The sequence below is a fragment of the Ohtaekwangia sp. genome (assembly GCF_036786105.1).
In the GTDB taxonomy this organism is placed as follows: Bacteria; Bacteroidota; Bacteroidia; order Cytophagales; family Cyclobacteriaceae; genus Ohtaekwangia.
The window spans coordinates 1-19,713 of record NZ_DAIQRQ010000017.1 but is presented as its reverse complement, the minus strand read 5'-3'; the positions used below and the strand labels follow the sequence as shown (position 1 = coordinate 19,713).

Here is a 19,713-nt window from a genome sequence, read left to right as displayed (position 1 = left end):
GGGTTTTCGAGCTTCCACTCTATAAAAGTACCCACGCCGTAATTAGCGGCAAACCAAAGGCAGAGCAGCAGGTAAGCCTTTTTCCAGACGCGAGGTATTTCTTCTATAGACTTCAAGACAGGCAAATTCATAATTAAAGGTAAGCAATGAAATGCAAAACCGTTCAGGATGAATTATTGGCGATAAATCTTCAATTTAGGGGAATATCCTACGCTCGGTTTGAAACACTGGACTAAATAACCAATTTGACCGCTTATTTCACTTCGCTTATGCGATTCATCTTTGTTTTCGTACTTCTGACTTGCTGCGTAACCGTTTTTGCGCAAAAAATAACGCTTTCCGGACGGGTTGTCGATAAGGGGACAAGCGAAGTATTGCCCTTTGCATCGGTGTTCATTAAAGGCAAAGCGGTTGGCACCATTGCCAATCTTTCGGGAGAGTTTGATTTCCATTTTCCCGCGGAATACCGGAACGAGATTGTTGTAGTAAGTATGTTGGGTTATGAAAATTTCGAAGCTCCGGTATGGTCACTGGCCGATGGCAGTATAAAAACCATCGAGCTGAATAAATCTGTTACCCTTCTCTCGGAAGTGGTTGTTACCGACTCGATTCGCAAAGGCGGAGAAATATTCCGCATAGCTTTATCACGCATCGAACAGAATTTCCCGATGCAGCCTTTCCTGATGGATGGTTTCTACCGCGACATAAAAAAAGTAAATGGCACCACCATCGCCCTGCTGGAAGCAGCTGTAAAAATTTACGATGAGAATTACGCCAAACCACGCAATCCATCGAAGTTACGCGAGCACGTTAAGCTGGTAGAAGTACGCAAGAGCCTTGGATACGAGAACCGGTTTACGTTTTACTTCGATCAGAAAAATCTGCTGGAAGATCTGCTCCTCCACAACAGTATCCGCTATCACCACGACATTGCCGATGAAGTTTTCGAGAACATGCAGCGTGAAGATGATTCGTTCTATAATGATCACGAAATCTTTGTAGTGTCGTATGAGAAAGATTTCAAGCTTAAAGTATTTATTGATAAAGCTGATTATGCCATTGTGCATGTTGATTTTGAGATCAGCTATACCGGCGATAATCTGGATACACGAAGAGATGTAGTGAACACCTATATCGGCTACAAAAAGCAAATTGACTTCCGCAGGTATAATGATAAAATGTTTCTGAACTACATTACCGTTACTACGCAGGAGAAATGGAACGATATTAACACCAAAGCTCTGAAATTTGACACGGAGCTTACGCAATATTTACTTATCAACGAAGTACACCCCAACACTACCGAACGCATTCGCACCACAGAGAAGATGCGCAACTATGGCTTGCAATACCAGGACTATCCCTACAACAAAGAATTCTGGGCTAACTATAACGTGATCAAAGAAACAGCCCTTGACCGCAAGGTGATAGCGGATTTGGAAAAAGAAGCTCCGCTGGAACAGCAGTTCGAGGCAGAGTGAGAAAATAGTTGCGAGCTATCAGCTTCGAGCTGCCAGACGCGATTCCTTAAGCAACGGTTACACTACTAAATATGATTGTCTGGGTTGAAACTGGATTCGATTAACAAGCAATAAAAAAGCTCCCTGATTAAGGAGCTTTTTGAAAAGTTTCTATAAGTATAGTACGGTTTATTTCAACGCAGTAAGTGCTTCTTTGAGGCGTTTCATGGCTTCACGTAAATCGCTTTCAGACGCTGCGTAAGAGAGACGAACGCAGGCTTCATCGCCAAACGCACCACCCGGCACCAGCGATACGTGTGCTTTCTCCAATAGATACAAGCAGAGATCATCGCCGTTCTTGATGGTTTTCGTACCATCAGACTTGCCATAGAATGAGCTTACATCCGGAAAGAAGTAAAACGCACCTTCAGGGTAATTTGCCTTAACGCCTGGTATTTCTTTCAACAGGTTATATACTATATCTCGGCGCTTACGATACTCTTCTACCATTTTATTGGTTGGTGTAATATCGCCTGCTATGGCTGCCAGTGCTGCACGCTGTGCTATGGAGCAGTTTGCCGATGTTACTTGTCCTTGCACTTTATTACAGCCGTCAGCAATCCATTTAGGTGCTGCTATATAGCCAACACGCCAGCCCGTCATAGCAAAACCTTTTGCAAAACCATTTACTGTAATAGTACGCTCGAACATGCCGGGGAAGGAAGCAATACTTACTTGCTCACCCGTAAAGTTTATATGTTCGTAGATCTCGTCAGCAATTACAAGCAGGTTCGGGTGTTTCAACACTACATCTGCTATATCTTGTAATTCCTTGCGTGAGAATACGGAGCCAGTAGGATTGCAAGGTGATGAGAAGATGATCGCTTTGGTTTTTGGTGTGATGGCTGCTTCCAGTTGTTTCGCTGTAACTTTGAAATCACTTTCTATACCGCCTTTAATCATTACCGGAGTTGCTTCTGCGAGGCGAACCAATGCATCGTAGCTTACCCAGTAAGGAGAGAATACAATCACTTCGTCACCGGGATTAAGCAGCGCCAGCATCGCATTAGCGATAGACTGTTTGGCTCCGTTGGAGACTACTATATTTTCAGCTTTGTAAGGAACGTTATTTTCTTTTTGATACTTGGCAGCCAATGCTTCACGCAGATCCTGGTAGCCTGCTACCGGAGGGTATGCAAAATACTTTCCGTCATCAATCGCTTTCTTCGCAGCATCACAGATGTGCTGAGGAGTTTTGAAATCGGGTTCACCAAGGCTGAGGCTGATCACGTCAATTCCTTTCGACTTGAATTCACGTGCCTTTGCGGCCATTGCCAGGGTTGCAGATTCTTCAATCGCGTTGATTCGGTTGGAAAGTGTAGTCATGGTCGTTTTATAAAAAGCGAGCAAAGAAACGCATTATCGTTTTAAGTTGGAAGGATTGAATCCAGATTTGAAAATTTCTCATTTCAGACTATATCAGCCTGACTGAATTTCAAAAAAATGAAATCTGCTGCTGGAATTAATTGAAAAGCGTGCGGCCTGTGATGCTTCGGCCGAGCGTGATCTCATCGGCATATTCAAGGTCGCCACCTACGGGAACACCACGCGCAATAACGCTCACTTTTACAGAAAGCTCTTTTATCCGGCGGTTAATATAAAAAGCTGTCGTATCGCCTTCCATGGTAGGGCTCAGTGCCAGGATCACTTCTTTTATTTCCGATTGTCCGTGGTTCAACCGGTTTACCAGCGATTCTATTTTGAGGTCGGCAGGACCAACGCCATTTACAGGAGAGATCACTCCCCCCAGCACATGGTACAAGCCATTGAATTGGGCCGTGTTCTCGATCGCCATAACATCCTTTACATCCTCCACGATGCAAACCATGCTGCGGTCGCGTCTGTGGCTGGCGCAGATCGTGCAAAGCTCTGTGTCCGAAATGGTATGACACACTTTGCAGAATTTGATATTCGCGCGCAGGTTGCTGAGCGCATCTGTGAGAGCAAACGTATTTTCCTCTTTGGATTTGATAAGATGCAACACCAGGCGCAAGGCAGTTTTCTTACCGATGCCGGGAAGTTTTGCTATCTGGTTAACAGCTTCTTCTATGAGTTTGGAAGGATAATCCACCGGGACAGTTTAAAAGATAATGAAAGTGCCAGGAACTAACCTGACGATTACAGAATGCGGGCATCAATGCCAGCTTCGCAGATCGCTTCACGCATCGGACGAAGAAAGTCAAAAGTACCTTTCTTCACTGCACACTTTCCTTTATAGTGAATGATTAGCGTACATTGCTCGGCTTGCTCTGCGGTATGTTCACACACACGTATCAACGTCTCAATCACGTGATCAAATGTATTAACGTCATCGTTGAACACAACCAAATCCATCAGGTCGGTTGTTTCCACAGCCTCCAGCACATCAACTTCGGTTAATACTTCTTCCTGATACGCGGTTTTCATACTACAAAAGTACATTGGGAAAATGACTCATTCAAGATGGATTTGGAATTGATCTAAATTCCTGATTTTTTGCTGTCGTAAAAACTCCACAAAGCGCATGACTCCAGCACTGGTTGCCACCATCATGGTTGTTTATTTCGGTGTGTTGATTTATATCTCGGTGATCACATCACGTGGTGCCGACACCAACACCTTCTTCACAGCCAACCGGCAGTCACCCTGGTACCTCGTGGCCTTCGGCATGATCGGCTCCTCGCTATCGGGTGTAACTTTTATTTCAGTGCCCGGCAATGTAGGCAAGATCGGTTTCGGATATTTCCAGGTGGTGCTAGGCTACCTGTTGGGCTACTGGCTGATCATCGGCATATTGATGCCGTTATACTACCGGCTCAACCTCATTTCCATATACACCTATTTAGAGAAACGTTTTAATTTCTGGACTTATAAAACCGGAGCATTCTTCTTTCTGATATCGCGCACCATCGGCTCATCACTCCGCCTGTTTCTCGCAGCCACCGTGTTGCAATTATTTCTATTCGATGCATGGCACGTTCCATTCTTTGTAACCGTAGCCACCACTATCATATTGATCTGGATATATACTTTCAAGGGCGGAGTAAAAACCATTGTATGGACAGACTCTTTCCAGACTATATTTCTGATCTCGGCAGTATGTATTGCCGTGTGGCAAATATCCGATAAACTCGGCATGTCGTTCTCTGAAATGGTCAGCACCATCAAATCGAGCCAGTACGCGAAGATGTTTTACTTCGATGATGTTAACTCAACACAATTCTTCTGGAAGCAATTTCTCGGAGGTGCATTCATAACCCTTACCATGACGGGGATGGATCAGGAGATCATGCAAAAAAACCTGACGTGCAAAACGCTTGGCGATGCTCAGAAGAATATGTTCTGGTTCAGCTTGCTGCTGGTGGTAGTGAATTTACTGTTCCTTACGTTGGGTGCATTATTATATATCTATAGCACTACGAACAATATACCGGTGCCGGCTGCATCCGATGAGCTGTTCCCCCGACTGGCATTTAATGAATTAGGATTAGCGGTGGGTATTTTCTTTTTGCTGGGCATAACGGCATCGTCATACGCCAGTGCTGATGCGGCTCTGGCCGGACTCACCACTTCTTTCTGCATCGATTTTCTTGACTTCAAAAACAAGCCAGAGACCGTAAAGCGCAAGCAGAAATTTATGGTGCACCTGGGCTTCTCGTTGCTCTTTCTAATCATCATTTTAGTATTCAAAGAAATTAATGAGCGCTCTGTGATTGATGCGGTATTAAATGTAGCGGGCTATACCTACGGACCACTATTGGGACTTTTTGCCTTTGGTCTCTTTACAAGACTGCAGGTGCGCGATAAACTGGTTCCTATTATTTGCGTGCTGTCGCCGGCAATATCCTATCTGATAAGTCTCTATTCGGTTGATTTGTTGGGAGGCTATAAGTTTGGCATCGAGATACTGATTGTGAATGGCATGATAACGTTTCTCGGGTTGTGGCTTATTTCGAGAAAGGGCACATCGGTAAAAATCTAAAGAGCTATAAAAAGGAAAAGGCTACCTCAGTACGAAGCAGCCTAGACCCGATTAAAACCAACCCCACTATATCTTGAAGTGTTTGCCGAAGGGGCAGAATCACTTTTGTTTGCTTGTGTATTCAAACTCCTGTACCGCATTTCCCTTCGTCAGGCGAATAACGTAGGTACCTTGTTGTACACTGCTGAAGTCGATGATCATTTTTCGTTTCAGCAAATTCTGCGAAGTGAGTAACTCACCACTCGCATGAAAAACTTCAACTTTTGCACCCTTAAATTTCTTCTGTGTCTTTAGCACAAAGAGACTTTTGTGCTTATAAGCCGGTGTGTTTGCGATGTCATCTGCATGGGCGGATGAACTGATGATTAAGAAACCGGCAACAAGAACTTTGATAAGGGTCTTCATAAGTTATTGTTTGGAACCTCTTATTACTAACCCTGTGCCATTGACCAAATGCCTCAAATTCGGTAAAATTCGAGGGTTATTCTTACATACTATCCATTTTTGGGACGCCTTTTTCTCGGTTTGACTCCTTCTATCGTTAATTCCGTCACGGGGTTCCAGAAAACCTCGTTAAAGCGTACGATTTTATCGTTGACTACCTCCACTCCTTCTTTCTCCAGGAGTTTCTGCATTTTACTGGGCGGCTTAAAGTGATGCTTCGCAGTGAGCAATCCTTTACTGTTTACAACACGGTGTGCAGGCACATCTTTCGGGCAACTAAACATAGCCCAGCCCACCATGCGTGCACTCGATTTCAATCCCAGATATTCACCGATAGCGCCATAACTGGTTGCACGACCCGGTGGAATAAGTCGTGCTACTTCATGCACATCGCTAAAGAAATTTTTATCAGTTTGTTTCTTTTTGGTACGTGGCATATCACAGAATTTTCATCTTATTAACTTTACGCCTCTGCAATTTTCAATCAACATAAACTTTAACCGTGAAGCACCTAAATCTTTTTCTATTTTTCTTTGGTAGCTGCTTAATCTCTCTAGGCCAAAATAATCATCACTTAGTTTTTCCTGATAGCACCGGCTGGAATGTTCTGAATGAAAACCAGGAGCTCTCGTTCCGTGTAAAAATATCGCCTGAAGTTCCGGCCTATTTTACTATTGAAGGTACAGAAGACCTCAACATCCGCTTCGATACACTAGGTAACTTTTCATGGAAGCCTTCTTTCGACCTGGTAGACCGTGTAGCTAAAACGAAAGACGTTACGGTTATCTTCCAGGCTATATTGCGCGATGGCAAGAGAGAACGGAAGCCCGTAACCTTTATCGTGAACCACGTGAACCGTCCACCGGTAGTAGAAGACCTGCCCGTGTTCTATGTAAAGCAATCGAACCTGAATACGTACCAGATCGCCAATGACTATGTATATGACCCGGATGGAGATCCGATTGTAGTAAAATCTATTCAATCGCAGATGCCGGAAGGTTCGAGCCTTTCTTCTCTCGGACAATTTACATGGACACCTTCACGCAGTCAGTTTTCTTCGTTGAAAAATAACCCGCTGCAGGTTGAGTTCATCGTACAGGATCAGCCCGACAAAGCCGAGACAAAAGGAAAACTAAAAATAGCCCAAACACAACAAGACCTGCCACCCGAAATTCTGGTAGTACCCGGTGATTCACTCTTCTCCATCAAGGAAGATGAAACACTAAACCTGAAGATATATATATCAGACCCTAACGGGGATGACAACGTGCGTAGCGCCGGATTTGTATCCAGCGATAAGCGCGTGCCTGCTTCGTGCCTGAAAGAAAACACAACCCTGCAATCTGAATTTACCTGGACACCGGGATATGAGTTTGTAGACGACACCCAGAACGCAATCACAACAGAACTGATCTTCTTTGTACTGGACAAATCTAACAATCGCACCCAGCGCAAGATCCGCATCAAGGTTACCGATGCTGAAAACCTGATCAAGAAAGATGCGCACCTCTATCAGAAATACAGGAGTAACCTGGTAGATGCATTGATCCTGATTCAACAACTGGATGCCAATCAGCGAAAGCTGAATGCCGACTATAAGAAGGCCAAGAAAGGAAAGAAAAATCGCTCGATTGTAAACGCATCGTTGGGCGCTGTTACAGGTTTTACACCGGCTGTGGTAGATAATGCCGATCAATCGAAAGTAGTGTCTGCCGTGGGCGGTACTACAGTGTTAACACTCGGTACGCTAGAAGCCACAGAAGTAGTGGGCCGCTCGAAAGAGAACATCCTGGAGAAGATCAAGATTGGTATTGACATCCGGAATAAAGTGCAGTCGGTGGGAGATGAATTTGCGCGTAAATATGCGTTGAAGTCGTCTCGCAGAAGTGCCGAGTTTGATAAAGACATTGAAAAGCTGCGCTCTAACCTGAACGACCAGCGGATCGTGCTGCTGGAGTTGGACGCTTACGCTAAAAATGCCGCCAAAATTGACGACAAAGAAATAAAAAAGGTATTTGTAGATTTCGCAGACGAGCAGAAATAGAAAAAAGTTCTGCACCCATTTTTGCTGGTTTAAAGGAAAACTATACATTTGCACTCCTAAAATAAACCAGCAACACAGAGGAGTGGTAGAGCGGTTTATTGCACCGGTCTTGAAAACCGGAGACCTGAAAGGGTCCGGGGGTTCGAATCCCTCCTCCTCTGCCCAATAGCCATCAAAAGGCAAATAAAAAAACCGAAATCTTGCTGATTTCGGTTTTTTGCTTTTTAGCTGCCCCACAACCCTGTATTTTCGAACAATCTCAGCGGCACTATTGGTGACCAAAAGCGCGAAACAGTGTCGCTTGAGCAATTACATTGTTTCAATCTGAAGAAGGATATGCGAGTCGAACCTCTCGCTCGTTCACGTTAAAAACAACGTTCAAAGTCAAACATAGGAATTGGATTTAGAGAGAAGGTTGGTAAAAAATAAAAGATTCTATAAATGATATCTGCTGCTAACACGATCATCCGCGATCAGACTACAAAAGCCAGCGATTAGACTACAAGCGGGGAATTACGTCTGTTGATTTTTGTATCGTAATCATTTAAACAAATATCAATGGCACATCAAAAGGAAACTAACAAAGTATGGTTTATCACCGGTGCATCACGAGGGTTCGGACGTGTGTGGGCCGAAGCTGCTCTTCAACGTGGCGACAAAGTGGCTGCTACCGCGCGCAACCTGACAAGTATTGCTGCCCTAAAAGAGAAGTATGGAAACAATGTACTGACCCTGGAACTGGATGTAACAAAGCCTGAACAGGTGAAGCGAGCGGTGACACAAGCTCATGCGGAATTCGGAAGGCTTGATATTGTTTTGAATAATGCGGGCTACTCGCTAGTTGGCACAATAGAAGAAGCCAATGCAGAGGAGGTACGCGCTATGTACGAGACAAATATTTTCGGTGCTCTATCGGTTATCCAGGCTGCTTTACCATTGTTACGCAAGCAGGGAGGTGGTCACATAGTAGGAGTATCAAGTAATCTTGGTCATGTAACTTTGCCAGTAATCGGTTACTATTGTTCATCGAAGTGGGCATTCGAAGCGATACACGAAAGTTTGGCAGCAGAGGTAAAGGCATTCAATATTAATGTAACGATTATAGAACCGGGAGCCTATGCCACAGAATTTGGCAGCCCGGAGTCATTGAAGTTTGCAACAGGTTTGGACATCTATGCAGATTTCAAAGCTAAATTCTTCGACACGCTTAAAACCATGGAACGTGGTGATCCAAACGCAACACCGGAGGCTATATTCAAAATTGTTGATGCAGAGCATCCACCGTTAAGATTTTTTCTAGGCAGCCATTGTCTGCCCTGGGTGCGTGCTGCTTATGCGGAACGTTTGGCAACCTGGGAACAATGGGAAACTGTTTCCAACGCTGCGCAAGGCGCAACAAAATGAGCGCTACGAACAGAAATAATGTTTGATCCTATGGAACGGATAATCGATCACTAAATTTAACGAGGAGATAGGTTATCCGTTTTTAAATACTGAATATGAAAAAGGAAGAGAACGCACCGTTAAAAATTGAGTCTTTAGCACAAGGCCTCCGCCTCTTTGGCCTGCCCGAGCCTAAGCATCCGTTGATCGCAATCATCAACGGTGCACATGATCAACTCGACATGAATGGATTTCGGCAAAACCATGTGCTCAGCTTTTACAAAATTTCTTACAAACCGAACCTCAGCGGCAAATTAAAGTACGGGCAAAGCTTTTATGATTTTGACGGAGGTGGTTTGCTATTTGCATCTCCAGGACAAATTATAGGCAGCAACGACAACGAGGCCAGTGTCTGTTCTGAGTACACGCTGCTCATCCATCCGGATTTCTTTTTAGGACATCCGATCGCTAAAACAATAAAACATTACGGCTTCTTCTCTTATTCAGCGAATGAAACATTACACTTATCTGATGATGAAAGAGCAACTGTCATTTCTATATTCAAGATGATAGAAACGGAACTGAACAGTCGTATCGATGATTTTAGTCAACCGGTTGTTCTTGCTCAAATTGAGTTGCTGTTAAATTATGCCAACCGATTTTACAAACGACAGTTTATCACCCGCAAAGCGGTAAACAATGATCTGGTTCAAAAATTTGAGACACTACTGGATGACTATTTCAATAGTGAAACATCATTAAGCAAAGGCATACCCACTGTGAGCTACTTGGCTGAACATTTGAATCTCTCACCAAGTTATATGAGCGATATGTTGCGCTCGCTCACCGGACAGAGTGCTCAACAACACATTCACAATAGGCTGATTGAAAAAGCAAAAGAAAAATTATCCACTACAAATTTATCGGTAAGCGAAGTAGCCTATACGCTAGGCTTTGAACATTCACAATCGTTCAGCAAGCTGTTCAAAACAAAAACCAAACTATCACCACTGGAATTCAGAAGGACGTTCAATTGATTTAACTGATTGCTTGATGCTCAAATTTCTAGAAGGTAGCCGCAGGTAGATGGAACCCTTGAGCAGTTTAAAGGTTACTTAACCGGGTAGCTTCGGACTTTGCAGATGAGGAGTTCAATCCAATCTGCCTTAGAGGAAAGCACTAGGAATTGATCAAGCTTGACATTGTTCAGGCGATGGAAAATATCTGACAGCCTATTTATGTCTCTTATTTCATTGGTTCAAATGGAAGTGATCTTGTGGAAGTGATCTTGGAAAGGCATAAACCAATAACGTCTGGTGACGAACCAATAAATACAAAGTTAAAAGAGATCAAGAAGAAGAAAAGATGCATTTCAAGATAGAATCCCTTTTAAATACGCCAAATTCCCAATATTTTCGAAACTGGAGCCCATCCGTTGATACTCAGAAAAGGGTATGCGGATGGGCTTTTTTATTCTAATCCAACTTTTGTCCTTTATTCATGAAGAATTTTAAAGAAAAAGCAAATTTTCTCTGGTCAATCGCTGATTTGTTGCGTGGACATTATAAACAGGCTGACTATGGAAAAGTGATCTTACCGCTTACAGTATTGCGCAGGTTGGATTCGGTACTGGAGCCGACTAAAAGGAAAGTGCTTGAAACATATGAAGCCAACAAAACAAAAAAGCCTGAAATCCTTGAGCCTCTTCTAAACAGTGCTGCCAGCACAAAAACCAACAAGCTTAAGTTTCACAATCGGAGCAAGTTCGACTTTAATCAATTAGCGAAGGATCCAGCACATGTTGCAGCCAATCTTAGAAACTATATCAATGGATTCTCCATAAGCGCGAAGGAAATCATTGACTACTTCAGTTTTGAAGACCAGATAAAAAAACTGGATGAATACGATCTCCTTTATTTGATCATCAAGCGATTTGCCGAGGCGGGTGAAATCCTCAAAAATGTGGACACCATGGAGATGGGTTACATCTTCGAGGAGCTTATCCGCAAGTTCGCTGAATTGAGCAATGAAACCGCGGGGGAACATTTTACTCCGCGTGAAGTCATTAAGCTGATGGTGAATCTTCTATTTATCAATGACACGAAAATCTTGAGAAACGAGGGTGTTGTAAAGACTTTGTATGACCCGGCTTGCGGAACAGGCGGTATGCTGTCTGTTGCGGAAGAATACTTACAGAAGCTGAATGATAAAGCGAAGCTCGAAGTGTTTGGACAGGAAATCAATCCTGAGTCTTACGCCATCTGTAAATCAGACATGCTGATCAAAGGACAAAATCCTGCTAACATCAAATTTGGAAATTCATTTACGCAGGATGGTCTTGAAAAAGAAACGTTTGACTACATGCTCAGCAATCCGCCTTTTGGAGTGGAGTGGAAGAAAGCGGAAAAGTTTATTAAAGATGAGTATGCCAACAAAGGTTTTGCAGGACGATTCGGTGCAGGATTACCAGCGATAAGCGATGGGTCGCTGTTGTTCTTGCAACACATAATTAGCAAGATGAAGTCCCGCAGTGGCGGGACAGGTGGGAGTCGTATCGCGATTGTCTTTAACGGTTCACCGTTATTCAGTGGTGGTGCAGGGAGCGGCCCAAGCGAAATTCGGAAATGGATCATTGAGAACGACCTGCTCGAAGCCATCATTGCTTTGCCTGATCAGCTTTTCTATAACACGGGCATTTCTACTTACATCTGGATTGTAACAGATCGCAAAAGCAAAGAGCGAAAAGGCAAAGTGCAGCTCATTAACGCCACCGGTTCGGACAAGGAAGATAAAGACAACCCGTTTTACCTGAAGATGATGCGAAGCCTTGGAAATAAACGAAAAGAGATTGGCGATGGAACGAGCGGCAAACCAGACCAAGTCAAGACCATCACTGAAATATATGGGGCCTTTCAAGAAGGAGAATATTGCAAAATCTTTGACAACGAAGACTTCGGTTACTACCGCATCACCGTAGAACGACCCAAGCGCAATGATAAGGGTGAGATAGAAAAAGATAAAAAAGGCAACTCGGTGCCTGATGCAGACCTACGTGACTTCGAAAACATCCCATTGAAAGATGACATTGAGAAATACTTTAAGCGCGAAGTAAAACCTCATGTACCCGATGCCTGGATTGACGAAACCAAAACTAAAATTGGCTACGAGATCAACTTCACGAAATACTTCTACCAGTACAAGCCATTGAGAAGTTTGGAGGAAATACGAAAAGACATTCTCGCGCTGGAGAATGAAACTGTGGATATGATTAAAAAGGTGATTGAGGCATGAGGCGGTACGACAACTACTTGGACACAGGCAACGAATGGCTTCCGAAAGTTCCGCAGCATTGGCAAGCTGTAAAGCTGAAGTACTGCGGGCTTATTAATCCGTCCTCGCGCAATTACGATTTTGAAAGAACTTCGGATGACCTTGTAGTTTTTCTTCCCATGGAGAAGGTTTCGGAAGATGGCCAAATTACGCAAGACAGTAGAAGAGAGATTCAACAAGTTATTACTGGATTTACATACTTTGAGAGAAACGATATACTTGTTGCAAAGATCACACCTTGCTTTGAAAACGGTAAAGGTGCCTTACTGAAGGATCTTGAAACAAACTTCGGGTTCGGTTCTACCGAATTCCATGTTCTGCGACCAACTGAAAGAATAGCTAAGGAGTTTTTGTTTTACATAACTCGTACAGATCTTTTTAAAAGAAATGGAGAAGCATTGATGACCGGATCAGCTGGACAGAAACGTGTTCCTCAAAATTTTATCGAACAATTGCTCATAGGGTTGCCCCCTCTTCAGGAACAAACCGAAATCGCCAACTACCTCGATGAAAAGACCGCGCAGATCGATACACTCATTGAGAAAAAACAAAAACTGATTGAACTGCTCAAAGAAGAACAAAAAGCAATTACCAATGAGGCCGTGAGTGGTGAAGGGAAGAATTGGGAGAGGAAGAAGTTGAAGTATTTGGGAATAATCAAATACGGTCTTGGCCAGCCCCCGAGACAGTTACAAAACGGGTTGCCTTTGATTAGAGCGACAAATATCGATGGAGGCAGAGTCGTTGAGAAAGATTTAATATTTGTGGATCCAGATGACATCCCTTACGACAGAGATCCGGTTTTAAGAGAGAACGACATCATTGTTGTGAGAAGCGGGGCCTACACTGCCGATTCAGCAATCATTCCTAAAAAGTTTGAAGGCTCTATTACTGGATACGATATGGTGGTTCGAATAATGAACGCAAATCCGAGATATGTAGCCTATTGTTTATTAAGCGATGACGTGCTAATCGGCCAACTGTACCTTCATAGGTTGAGAGCTGCCCAGCCGCATCTAAACAAAGAAGAGTTGGGTGAAACATTAATTAATTTACCCTCGATACGAGAACAAAACGATATCGTTGAAAACATTGTAAATCAAACAGAGAAAATCGATGCCGTGATTTCAAAAATTTACCGTGAAATCGATTTAATGCAAGAATACAAAACGGCTTTAATTAGCGAAGTCGTAACAGGAAAAGTAAAAGTTATTTAAAAATGACACTCTGTATTGCCTGGATACGCGAATCAGCAGATGGAGAAGAATTAGTCTTTGCTACTGACAGTACCTTGACTGGCGGTGAAAAATGGAACCATGGTGTGAAGCTGTTTGAGCTTCCGCGAAAGGATTGTCTCATTTGCTTTGCAGGTGAAACATACCGCGCCTATCCACTCATCTTAAACTTGATTTCAACCATCAAGCACAATGAAAAGCTTCAAAATTCCCGGCTAGACTTGCAGGACGTGCTGTACGAAATTGCCGAAGTCTTTACGGAACTTGTAAATTCAATATTTGAGAAACCAAGCGGAGACACCGCCATCGGCTCAGAAGCGAAGTTTTTATTTGGTGGCTGGAGCTGGATGGAAAACTGTTTTCGTCTTTGGAAGCTATATTATTCACATGATGTCAAGGGTTTTGTCTACACGGAAGAGGCTCTCGAAAAACTTGGAAAGGTTTCTTTCCTGGGAGACCCGGAAGGCGACACTTCAAAAGAAGAAAAGAATATTGTAGAAATCGCCAGAAAGAAATATAAAGAAGCGCTCATTAAGAAAGATAAGTTTGATGGCAAGCTTGACATGGAACCTTTCGATGTCTTGGTTGACATGGCAAGGGACACATCGGTGCGCGAAGTAGACGGAGCGATGCAAATCGGCAAGATATACCGCAGCGGTACCAATGAATTTTTTGGTGTTTACTGGCCATCCGTAAAAGGTAAACCAACATTTTTAGGAAAGACTTACGACAAGCACAACAAGCCCGCTGTAAAATATTACGATCCTGATACTGGGTTATTGCTCGAAGATGGAATTCCAAAATGTCTCGTCAATTTGGAATCGTTTCGGGACAATGATGATTATACCTTCCTGAAAGATTGCTACTCACAAGAAGGCAATTTTCTAAAATTGAATCTTTCTCATAAAGATCGGGAAAGGTTAGTTAAGATATTCCGCGAGCACTCTTATCAGGAGTTTGTTAAGGTTGCCGAAAAAAATGAAATCCTTGACCCTGAATGATCATGTGACATATATGGATAACCCGCAGAACTCCGATATTATTTTCTATAATTCCCCGCAGGGCAATATTCACATTGAAGTACTCTACTCAGGTGAAACGTTTTGGCTTTCGCAGAAACGTATGGCTGCTTTGTTCGGTGTTGATCGAACTGTAGTGACTAAACACTTGCAAAACATTTTCCAAACCAGTGAACTGGAAGAAAATTCAGTATGTGCAAATTTTGCACATACTGCCGAGGACGGTAAAACCTATCAAACCAACTTTTATAATCTGGATGCCATCATTGCGGTCGGCTACCGCGTTAATAGCCTGCAAGCCACGCAATTTCGCATTTGGGCAACAAAAACGCTTCGCGAGTTTATCATCAAAGGCTTTGTGCTCGATGATGAGCGTTTGAAACAAGGCAGCCGCTTCGGAAAAGATTACTTCGATGAACTGCTCGAACGCATTCGCGAAATACGGGCCAGCGAACGCAGGTTCTATCAAAAGATCACAGACATCTACGAGCAATGCAGCATCGACTATAATAAAGATGCGGCTATCACTCAGACGTTTTTCAAGACCGTGCAGAACAAATTACATTGGGCAATCACCGGCAAAACCGCAGCCCAGCTGGTGGCCGAGCGTGCGAAGGCAGATAAACCGAACATGGGGCTGAAAACCTGGAAAAATGCCCCTTCGGGCAAGATCCTGAAAACCGATGTGAGCATTGCAAAGAATTACCTCGAAGAAAGCGAAATCAAATCATTGGAGCGTGTGGTGTCCATGTACCTTGATTATGCAGAAAATCAAGCTGCAAGACAAATCCCCATGAAAATGGAAGATTGGATCACTAAACTTGATGCTTTTCTGCAATTCAATGAATACCAGATTTTAAAAGATGCCGGCAAAATCAGTCATGAAGTAGCAAAGAAACTAGCAGAAGAGCAGTATGAAAAGTTTCGCGTGGTGCAGGACAAGAACTTCGAAAGTGATTTCGACAAGGAGATCAGGAAAATAAAAGCGCCAACCAAAAAAGGAAAGAAAGATGGCCAATAACTTCATTCATTCAGAGGCTACATTCGAAAGCAATATTGTCGATCACCTTTGCAAAAATGGTTGGCATTTGGGCAGCGCTGCTGATTTCAGTAAAGATCTTGCCCTTGACAAACAGGCAATTCTCACATTCGTACAATCATCTCAGTCAAAAGAATGGGACAAACTGAAACAATATTATCGCGAAGACACGGAAAATAAATTCATACAACGCCTGTTTAAGGAACTCGATCTTCGCGGAACATTGGATGTCGTTCGCCATGGAATTACTGACAGTGGTTGCAAGTTTAAGCTTGCTTACTTTAAGCCCGACAGTAATCTTAACCCGGATACCTTAGCTCTTTACAAGCAAAACAGGCTCACAGTTACTCGTCAAGTTCACTTCACTTCGAAGAGCAACAAAAGTATAGACCTTGTTCTGTCACTAAACGGCTTGCCGCTTGCCACCATTGAATTAAAGAATCATTTCACGGGCCAGGCAGTGAATGATGCAATCGAGCAGTACAAAACCAATCGTGATCCTAAAGAATTATTGTTTCAGTTCAAGAAACGGGCGCTTGTGCACTTCACCCTCGATGCTGATGACGTTTATTTTACTACAAAACTTGATTCGAGTGGCACGCGATTCTTCCCATTCAACAAGGGATTTAATAATGCTGCAGGAAATCCACCTGCAAAAAATTATGAGTCATACCGCACAGATTACTTCTGGAAAGAAATTCTGAGTGTAGACAGTTGGCTTGAGATTATCGGAAGGTTTTTACATCTACAAAAGGAAGACTTCGTTGTTGATGGCAAAAAGTATACTCGTGAGAATATGCTTTTCCCGCGATATCACCAGGTTGACGTGGTTCGTACCGTAACAGCCGATGCAAAGAGATCGGGAGCCGGGAAGAATTATCTGATTCAACATTCGGCCGGAAGCGGAAAAAGTAACAGTATCGCGTGGCTGGCTTATCGGCTAAGCAGTTTGTTCAATGAAAAGGACGAAAAGGTTTTCGATTCGGTAATAGTAGTGACAGATCGCAACGTGCTTGATCAGCAACTACAGAACACGATTTACCAGTTTGAACATAAGCAAGGTGTTGTTCAACGCATTGACAATAATTCAGAGCAGTTGGCTGAGGCAATCAAGACCGGAACGAACATTATCATTACCACTCTACAGAAATTTCCGTATGCACTCAATCATCTGGCAGAGACTCCAAATAGAAAATATGCTGTAATCATCGATGAGGCTCACAGCAGCCAGGGCGGAGAAGCGAGTCGGAAGATGACAGAAGCTTTGGCAGGTAAGAATGTAAGCCTGGAGGAGTCTGTAGACATTGAAACAGGAATCGAAAATACTGAAACTGATGAAGATGATGTTATCCGAGAGGTGATCAGAAAAAGAGGTCCCCAATCAAACATCAGCATATTTGCTTTCACCGCTACACCAAAGGCAAAAACTTTAGAAGTGTTTGGTGTTAAAGACGCGGAAGGAAAGCCGCGACCTTTTCATTTGTATTCCATGCGTCAGGCGATAGAGGAGAGCTTCATACTTGATGTATTAAAGAACTATACATCGTACAAAGAGTATTATAAGTTCACAAAGGCCATTGAAGATGATCCAGAGTTGAACAAAAGGAAAGCCATTAAGGCCATAGGTCGATTTGCATCATTACTTCCCTATAGTCTGGCTCAGAAGACAGAAGTAATGATCGAGCACTTCCGTCAGGTAACGATGAAGAAAATTGGTGGCAAGGCAAAAGCCATGGTTGTTACATCCTCGCGGAAACATGCGCTGCGGTATTACCTTGAATTTAAGGATTACATTAAAGAAAAGGGATATGTTGACATAAAGGCACTGGTGGCATTCTCCGGTTCCGTGATCGATGATCTTTACCCAGAAGGTGTAACTGAATCAGAGCTTAATGGTTTTGGGGAAAGAGAGCTTCCAGACAAATTTTCCACACCAGAATACCAGGTGCTGCTTGTTGCTGACAAATACCAAACAGGTTTTGATCAACCGTTGCTTCACACCATGTATGTTGACAAGAAGTTGTCTGGTGTAAAAGCCGTGCAAACCCTGTCACGACTCAACAGGACGCACCCAGGCAAGGAAGATACCTTTATCCTTGATTTCACTAATGATCGAGAAGAAATCATTAAATCGTTTCAACCCTACTACGAGTTGACTACTATGCCTGAGACCACCGACCCAAATCACCTATACGATCTGAAAGGACGGATGGATTCGGCAAACGTTTATTACCAAAGTGAAGTTGATGGCTTTGCCAAAATATTTTACCGTTCCGGCAACACATCCCTCAGAGATCAAGGAAAGCTTTATGGCTATATCGATCCGGCTCTCGATAGATTTAAAGTAATAGAGTCAGAAGAGACAAAAGATGAATTCAAGAAATCAATGACATCTTTTGTAAGACTATATTCATTCCTTTCACAGATACTTCCTTTTCAGGATGTGGATTTGGAAAAACTCTATACATACGGACGATTTCTACTGAGCAGGCTCCCTAAAAGCGATTACACCGATCGATTGAAATTAGATAACGAAGTAGCATTAGAGTACTACAGATTACAAAAAGTAGCAGAAGGAGATTTGGTGCTTCAGTTACAAGGCGAGTTTGGATTAAAGCCAACAACTGAAGCAGGTATCGGCAGACCGAAGGATGAAAAAGAGAGGTTATCAAATATAATCAACCTCCTAAATAATAAATACGGAACAGAATTTACAGATGCAGATAAGCTGTATTTCGAGCAGATTGAACAGGCGTTATTCGAAAATGACGAGCTTAAAGTTCGTGCGCAAAACAATCCAATCGAAAACTTTAAATACGCTTTCGAAGAAGTGTTCATTCAGACTTTAATAGACCGAATGAAAGAGAATGAAGAAATCTTTGATAAGCTGATGGGCAATAATGATTTTCGAGACGATGTGAAGGAGTGGTTGACGAAGAAGATTTATCAAAGGTTTAATGCGAATTCATAGGACAAAAATTTTAGGAAATGATAATAGATATTGCTCTAGATTTGAAAATTATCGATTGAAGAAAAGTACCTGCTATGCACGCGTTGCGATACCCCCAAAGCCTACCCAAATTTTTCCGTAACTTATCTATATTATGAATTGAACAAATGAATTTGCTCGTAAGAGGATTCTGGAAACAGAATAACTATCGGTTATGAAAATGATTTGATAGCCATCGGAACGAGTAGGTGAAGAGTTTCCCGATAAAGATCAGGGCAGGCACACCCCCCCTTCCCTTATGAAGTCTCGATAATTCAAGTATATACCTGGTGAAATCTACTTCTTCGTAGGCACCAACAATTCCCTAATATCAACATCAAGTAATCTTGCTACTTCGAAAAGAGTTTCCAACGGGGGTTGAACGTCATTGCGGCACCATCGTGATATAGTTGTTGTGTTCATGCCGAGCTCTTCTGCTAACCATTTATTCGTTCTTCTTTTCTCAACCAATACAACCTTGATGCGATTTATTTCTTTAAAAGCCATTCGTTTTATCCAAGCAGTGAATCGTTTTAATCAAATTTAGGATTTGGCAATCAAACGGAAACAGCACTCCAAACGCACTACTAAAAGTTTTTAATGCACTTTATAATGCATAATATGCATTTTTAAATTGTGCACTTAAATACATCTGTTATGCAGGATAAAAATCTCATCATTTCTTTAATCAAAGATGATTTAACTAACAACAAACTGGTAAGTGGCCTGAGTAATCTTGGGCTCAGCGC

At 42.8% G+C, this 19,713-nt stretch carries 16 protein-coding genes and 1 tRNA gene; 11 read left to right on the top strand and 6 right to left on the bottom strand.

The genetic code is table 11. The features are described from left to right. Window positions 1–269 precede the first annotated feature (269 nt). Window positions 270–1,481: a carboxypeptidase-like regulatory domain-containing protein gene (locus tag V7Q33_RS09905; RefSeq protein WP_333819741.1), complete on the top strand. Its 1,212-nt coding sequence runs from the start codon at window positions 270–272 to the stop codon at window positions 1,479–1,481. A 168-nt stretch (window positions 1,482–1,649) separates the two neighbouring features. Here V7Q33_RS09905 and V7Q33_RS09900 read toward each other — a convergent pair whose 3' ends face one another. The 3 genes from V7Q33_RS09900 to V7Q33_RS09890 all read right to left on the bottom strand — a co-directional run bounded on the left by V7Q33_RS09900 (window position 1,650) and on the right by V7Q33_RS09890 (window position 3,926). Beyond that, a complete protein-coding gene (locus V7Q33_RS09900) occupies window positions 1,650–2,846 on the bottom strand; it encodes a pyridoxal phosphate-dependent aminotransferase (RefSeq protein ID WP_331981847.1) in 1,197 nt (398 codons plus the stop codon). A 136-nt stretch (window positions 2,847–2,982) separates the two neighbouring features. After that, the gene (gene recR / locus V7Q33_RS09895) at window positions 2,983–3,591 is read right to left on the bottom strand and encodes a recombination mediator RecR (protein ID WP_331981844.1); all 609 of its coding nucleotides are present in this window, start codon (window positions 3,589–3,591) and stop codon (window positions 2,983–2,985) included. Between the two features lie 47 nt (window positions 3,592–3,638). Beyond that, window positions 3,639–3,926 (bottom strand): ATP-dependent Clp protease adaptor ClpS, encoded by a 288-nt coding sequence (locus V7Q33_RS09890; RefSeq protein ID WP_333819740.1) that lies wholly within the window; start codon window positions 3,924–3,926, stop codon window positions 3,639–3,641. 97 nt (window positions 3,927–4,023) lie between these two features. On the opposite strand from V7Q33_RS09890, the gene V7Q33_RS09885 reads away from it, so the two are divergent. Continuing rightward, a complete protein-coding gene (locus V7Q33_RS09885) occupies window positions 4,024–5,481 on the top strand; it encodes a sodium:solute symporter (protein WP_331981838.1) in 1,458 nt (485 codons plus the stop codon). Window positions 5,482–5,580: 99 nt separating this feature from the next. On the opposite strand, the gene V7Q33_RS09880 is transcribed toward V7Q33_RS09885, so the two are convergent. Both V7Q33_RS09880 and V7Q33_RS09875 read right to left on the bottom strand, forming a co-directional pair. Beyond that, on the bottom strand, window positions 5,581–5,886 hold the full coding sequence (locus V7Q33_RS09880) for a T9SS type A sorting domain-containing protein (protein WP_331981835.1): 306 nt from the start codon (window positions 5,884–5,886) through the stop codon (window positions 5,581–5,583). Between the two features lie 89 nt (window positions 5,887–5,975). After that, a complete protein-coding gene (locus V7Q33_RS09875) occupies window positions 5,976–6,362 on the bottom strand; it encodes an MGMT family protein (RefSeq protein WP_333819739.1) in 387 nt (128 codons plus the stop codon). A gap of 65 nt (window positions 6,363–6,427) precedes the next feature. Here V7Q33_RS09875 and V7Q33_RS09870 point away from each other — a divergent pair, with 65 nt between their 5' ends. The 9 genes from V7Q33_RS09870 to V7Q33_RS09830 all read left to right on the top strand — a co-directional run bounded on the left by V7Q33_RS09870 (window position 6,428) and on the right by V7Q33_RS09830 (window position 18,946). Continuing rightward, the gene (locus tag V7Q33_RS09870) at window positions 6,428–7,969 is read left to right on the top strand and encodes an Ig-like domain-containing protein (protein WP_331981829.1); all 1,542 of its coding nucleotides are present in this window, start codon (window positions 6,428–6,430) and stop codon (window positions 7,967–7,969) included. Between the two features lie 76 nt (window positions 7,970–8,045). Next, window positions 8,046–8,130, top strand: a tRNA-Ser gene (locus tag V7Q33_RS09865). Window positions 8,131–8,527: 397 nt separating this feature from the next. Next, the gene (locus tag V7Q33_RS09860; RefSeq protein ID WP_333819738.1) at window positions 8,528–9,373 is read left to right on the top strand and encodes an SDR family NAD(P)-dependent oxidoreductase; all 846 of its coding nucleotides are present in this window, start codon (window positions 8,528–8,530) and stop codon (window positions 9,371–9,373) included. Between the two features lie 95 nt (window positions 9,374–9,468). After that, a complete protein-coding gene (locus V7Q33_RS09855) occupies window positions 9,469–10,389 on the top strand; it encodes a helix-turn-helix domain-containing protein (RefSeq protein WP_333819737.1) in 921 nt (306 codons plus the stop codon). Between the two features lie 463 nt (window positions 10,390–10,852). Further along, the gene (locus tag V7Q33_RS09850) at window positions 10,853–12,643 is read left to right on the top strand and encodes a type I restriction-modification system subunit M (RefSeq protein WP_333819736.1); all 1,791 of its coding nucleotides are present in this window, start codon (window positions 10,853–10,855) and stop codon (window positions 12,641–12,643) included. Continuing rightward, entirely contained in the window at window positions 12,640–13,899 is a 1,260-nt protein-coding gene (locus V7Q33_RS09845; RefSeq protein ID WP_333819735.1) for a restriction endonuclease subunit S, read from the top strand. Before V7Q33_RS09850 ends, V7Q33_RS09845 begins: the two co-directional genes overlap by 4 nt. A 2-nt stretch (window positions 13,900–13,901) precedes the next feature. Further along, window positions 13,902–14,918: a hypothetical protein gene (locus V7Q33_RS09840; RefSeq protein ID WP_333819734.1), complete on the top strand. Its 1,017-nt coding sequence runs from the start codon at window positions 13,902–13,904 to the stop codon at window positions 14,916–14,918. Continuing rightward, a complete protein-coding gene (locus V7Q33_RS09835) occupies window positions 14,896–15,957 on the top strand; it encodes a virulence RhuM family protein (RefSeq protein WP_333819733.1) in 1,062 nt (353 codons plus the stop codon). Before V7Q33_RS09840 ends, V7Q33_RS09835 begins: the two co-directional genes overlap by 23 nt. Beyond that, the gene (locus V7Q33_RS09830) at window positions 15,947–18,946 is read left to right on the top strand and encodes a type I restriction endonuclease subunit R (protein WP_333819732.1); all 3,000 of its coding nucleotides are present in this window, start codon (window positions 15,947–15,949) and stop codon (window positions 18,944–18,946) included. Before V7Q33_RS09835 ends, V7Q33_RS09830 begins: the two co-directional genes overlap by 11 nt. Before the next feature lie 315 nt (window positions 18,947–19,261). Here the strand turns inward: V7Q33_RS09830 and V7Q33_RS09825 are convergent, their stop codons facing one another. Then, window positions 19,262–19,471, bottom strand: a complete 210-nt coding sequence (locus tag V7Q33_RS09825; RefSeq protein WP_333819731.1) for a helix-turn-helix transcriptional regulator — start codon at window positions 19,469–19,471, stop codon at window positions 19,262–19,264. Window positions 19,472–19,713 lie beyond the last annotated feature (242 nt).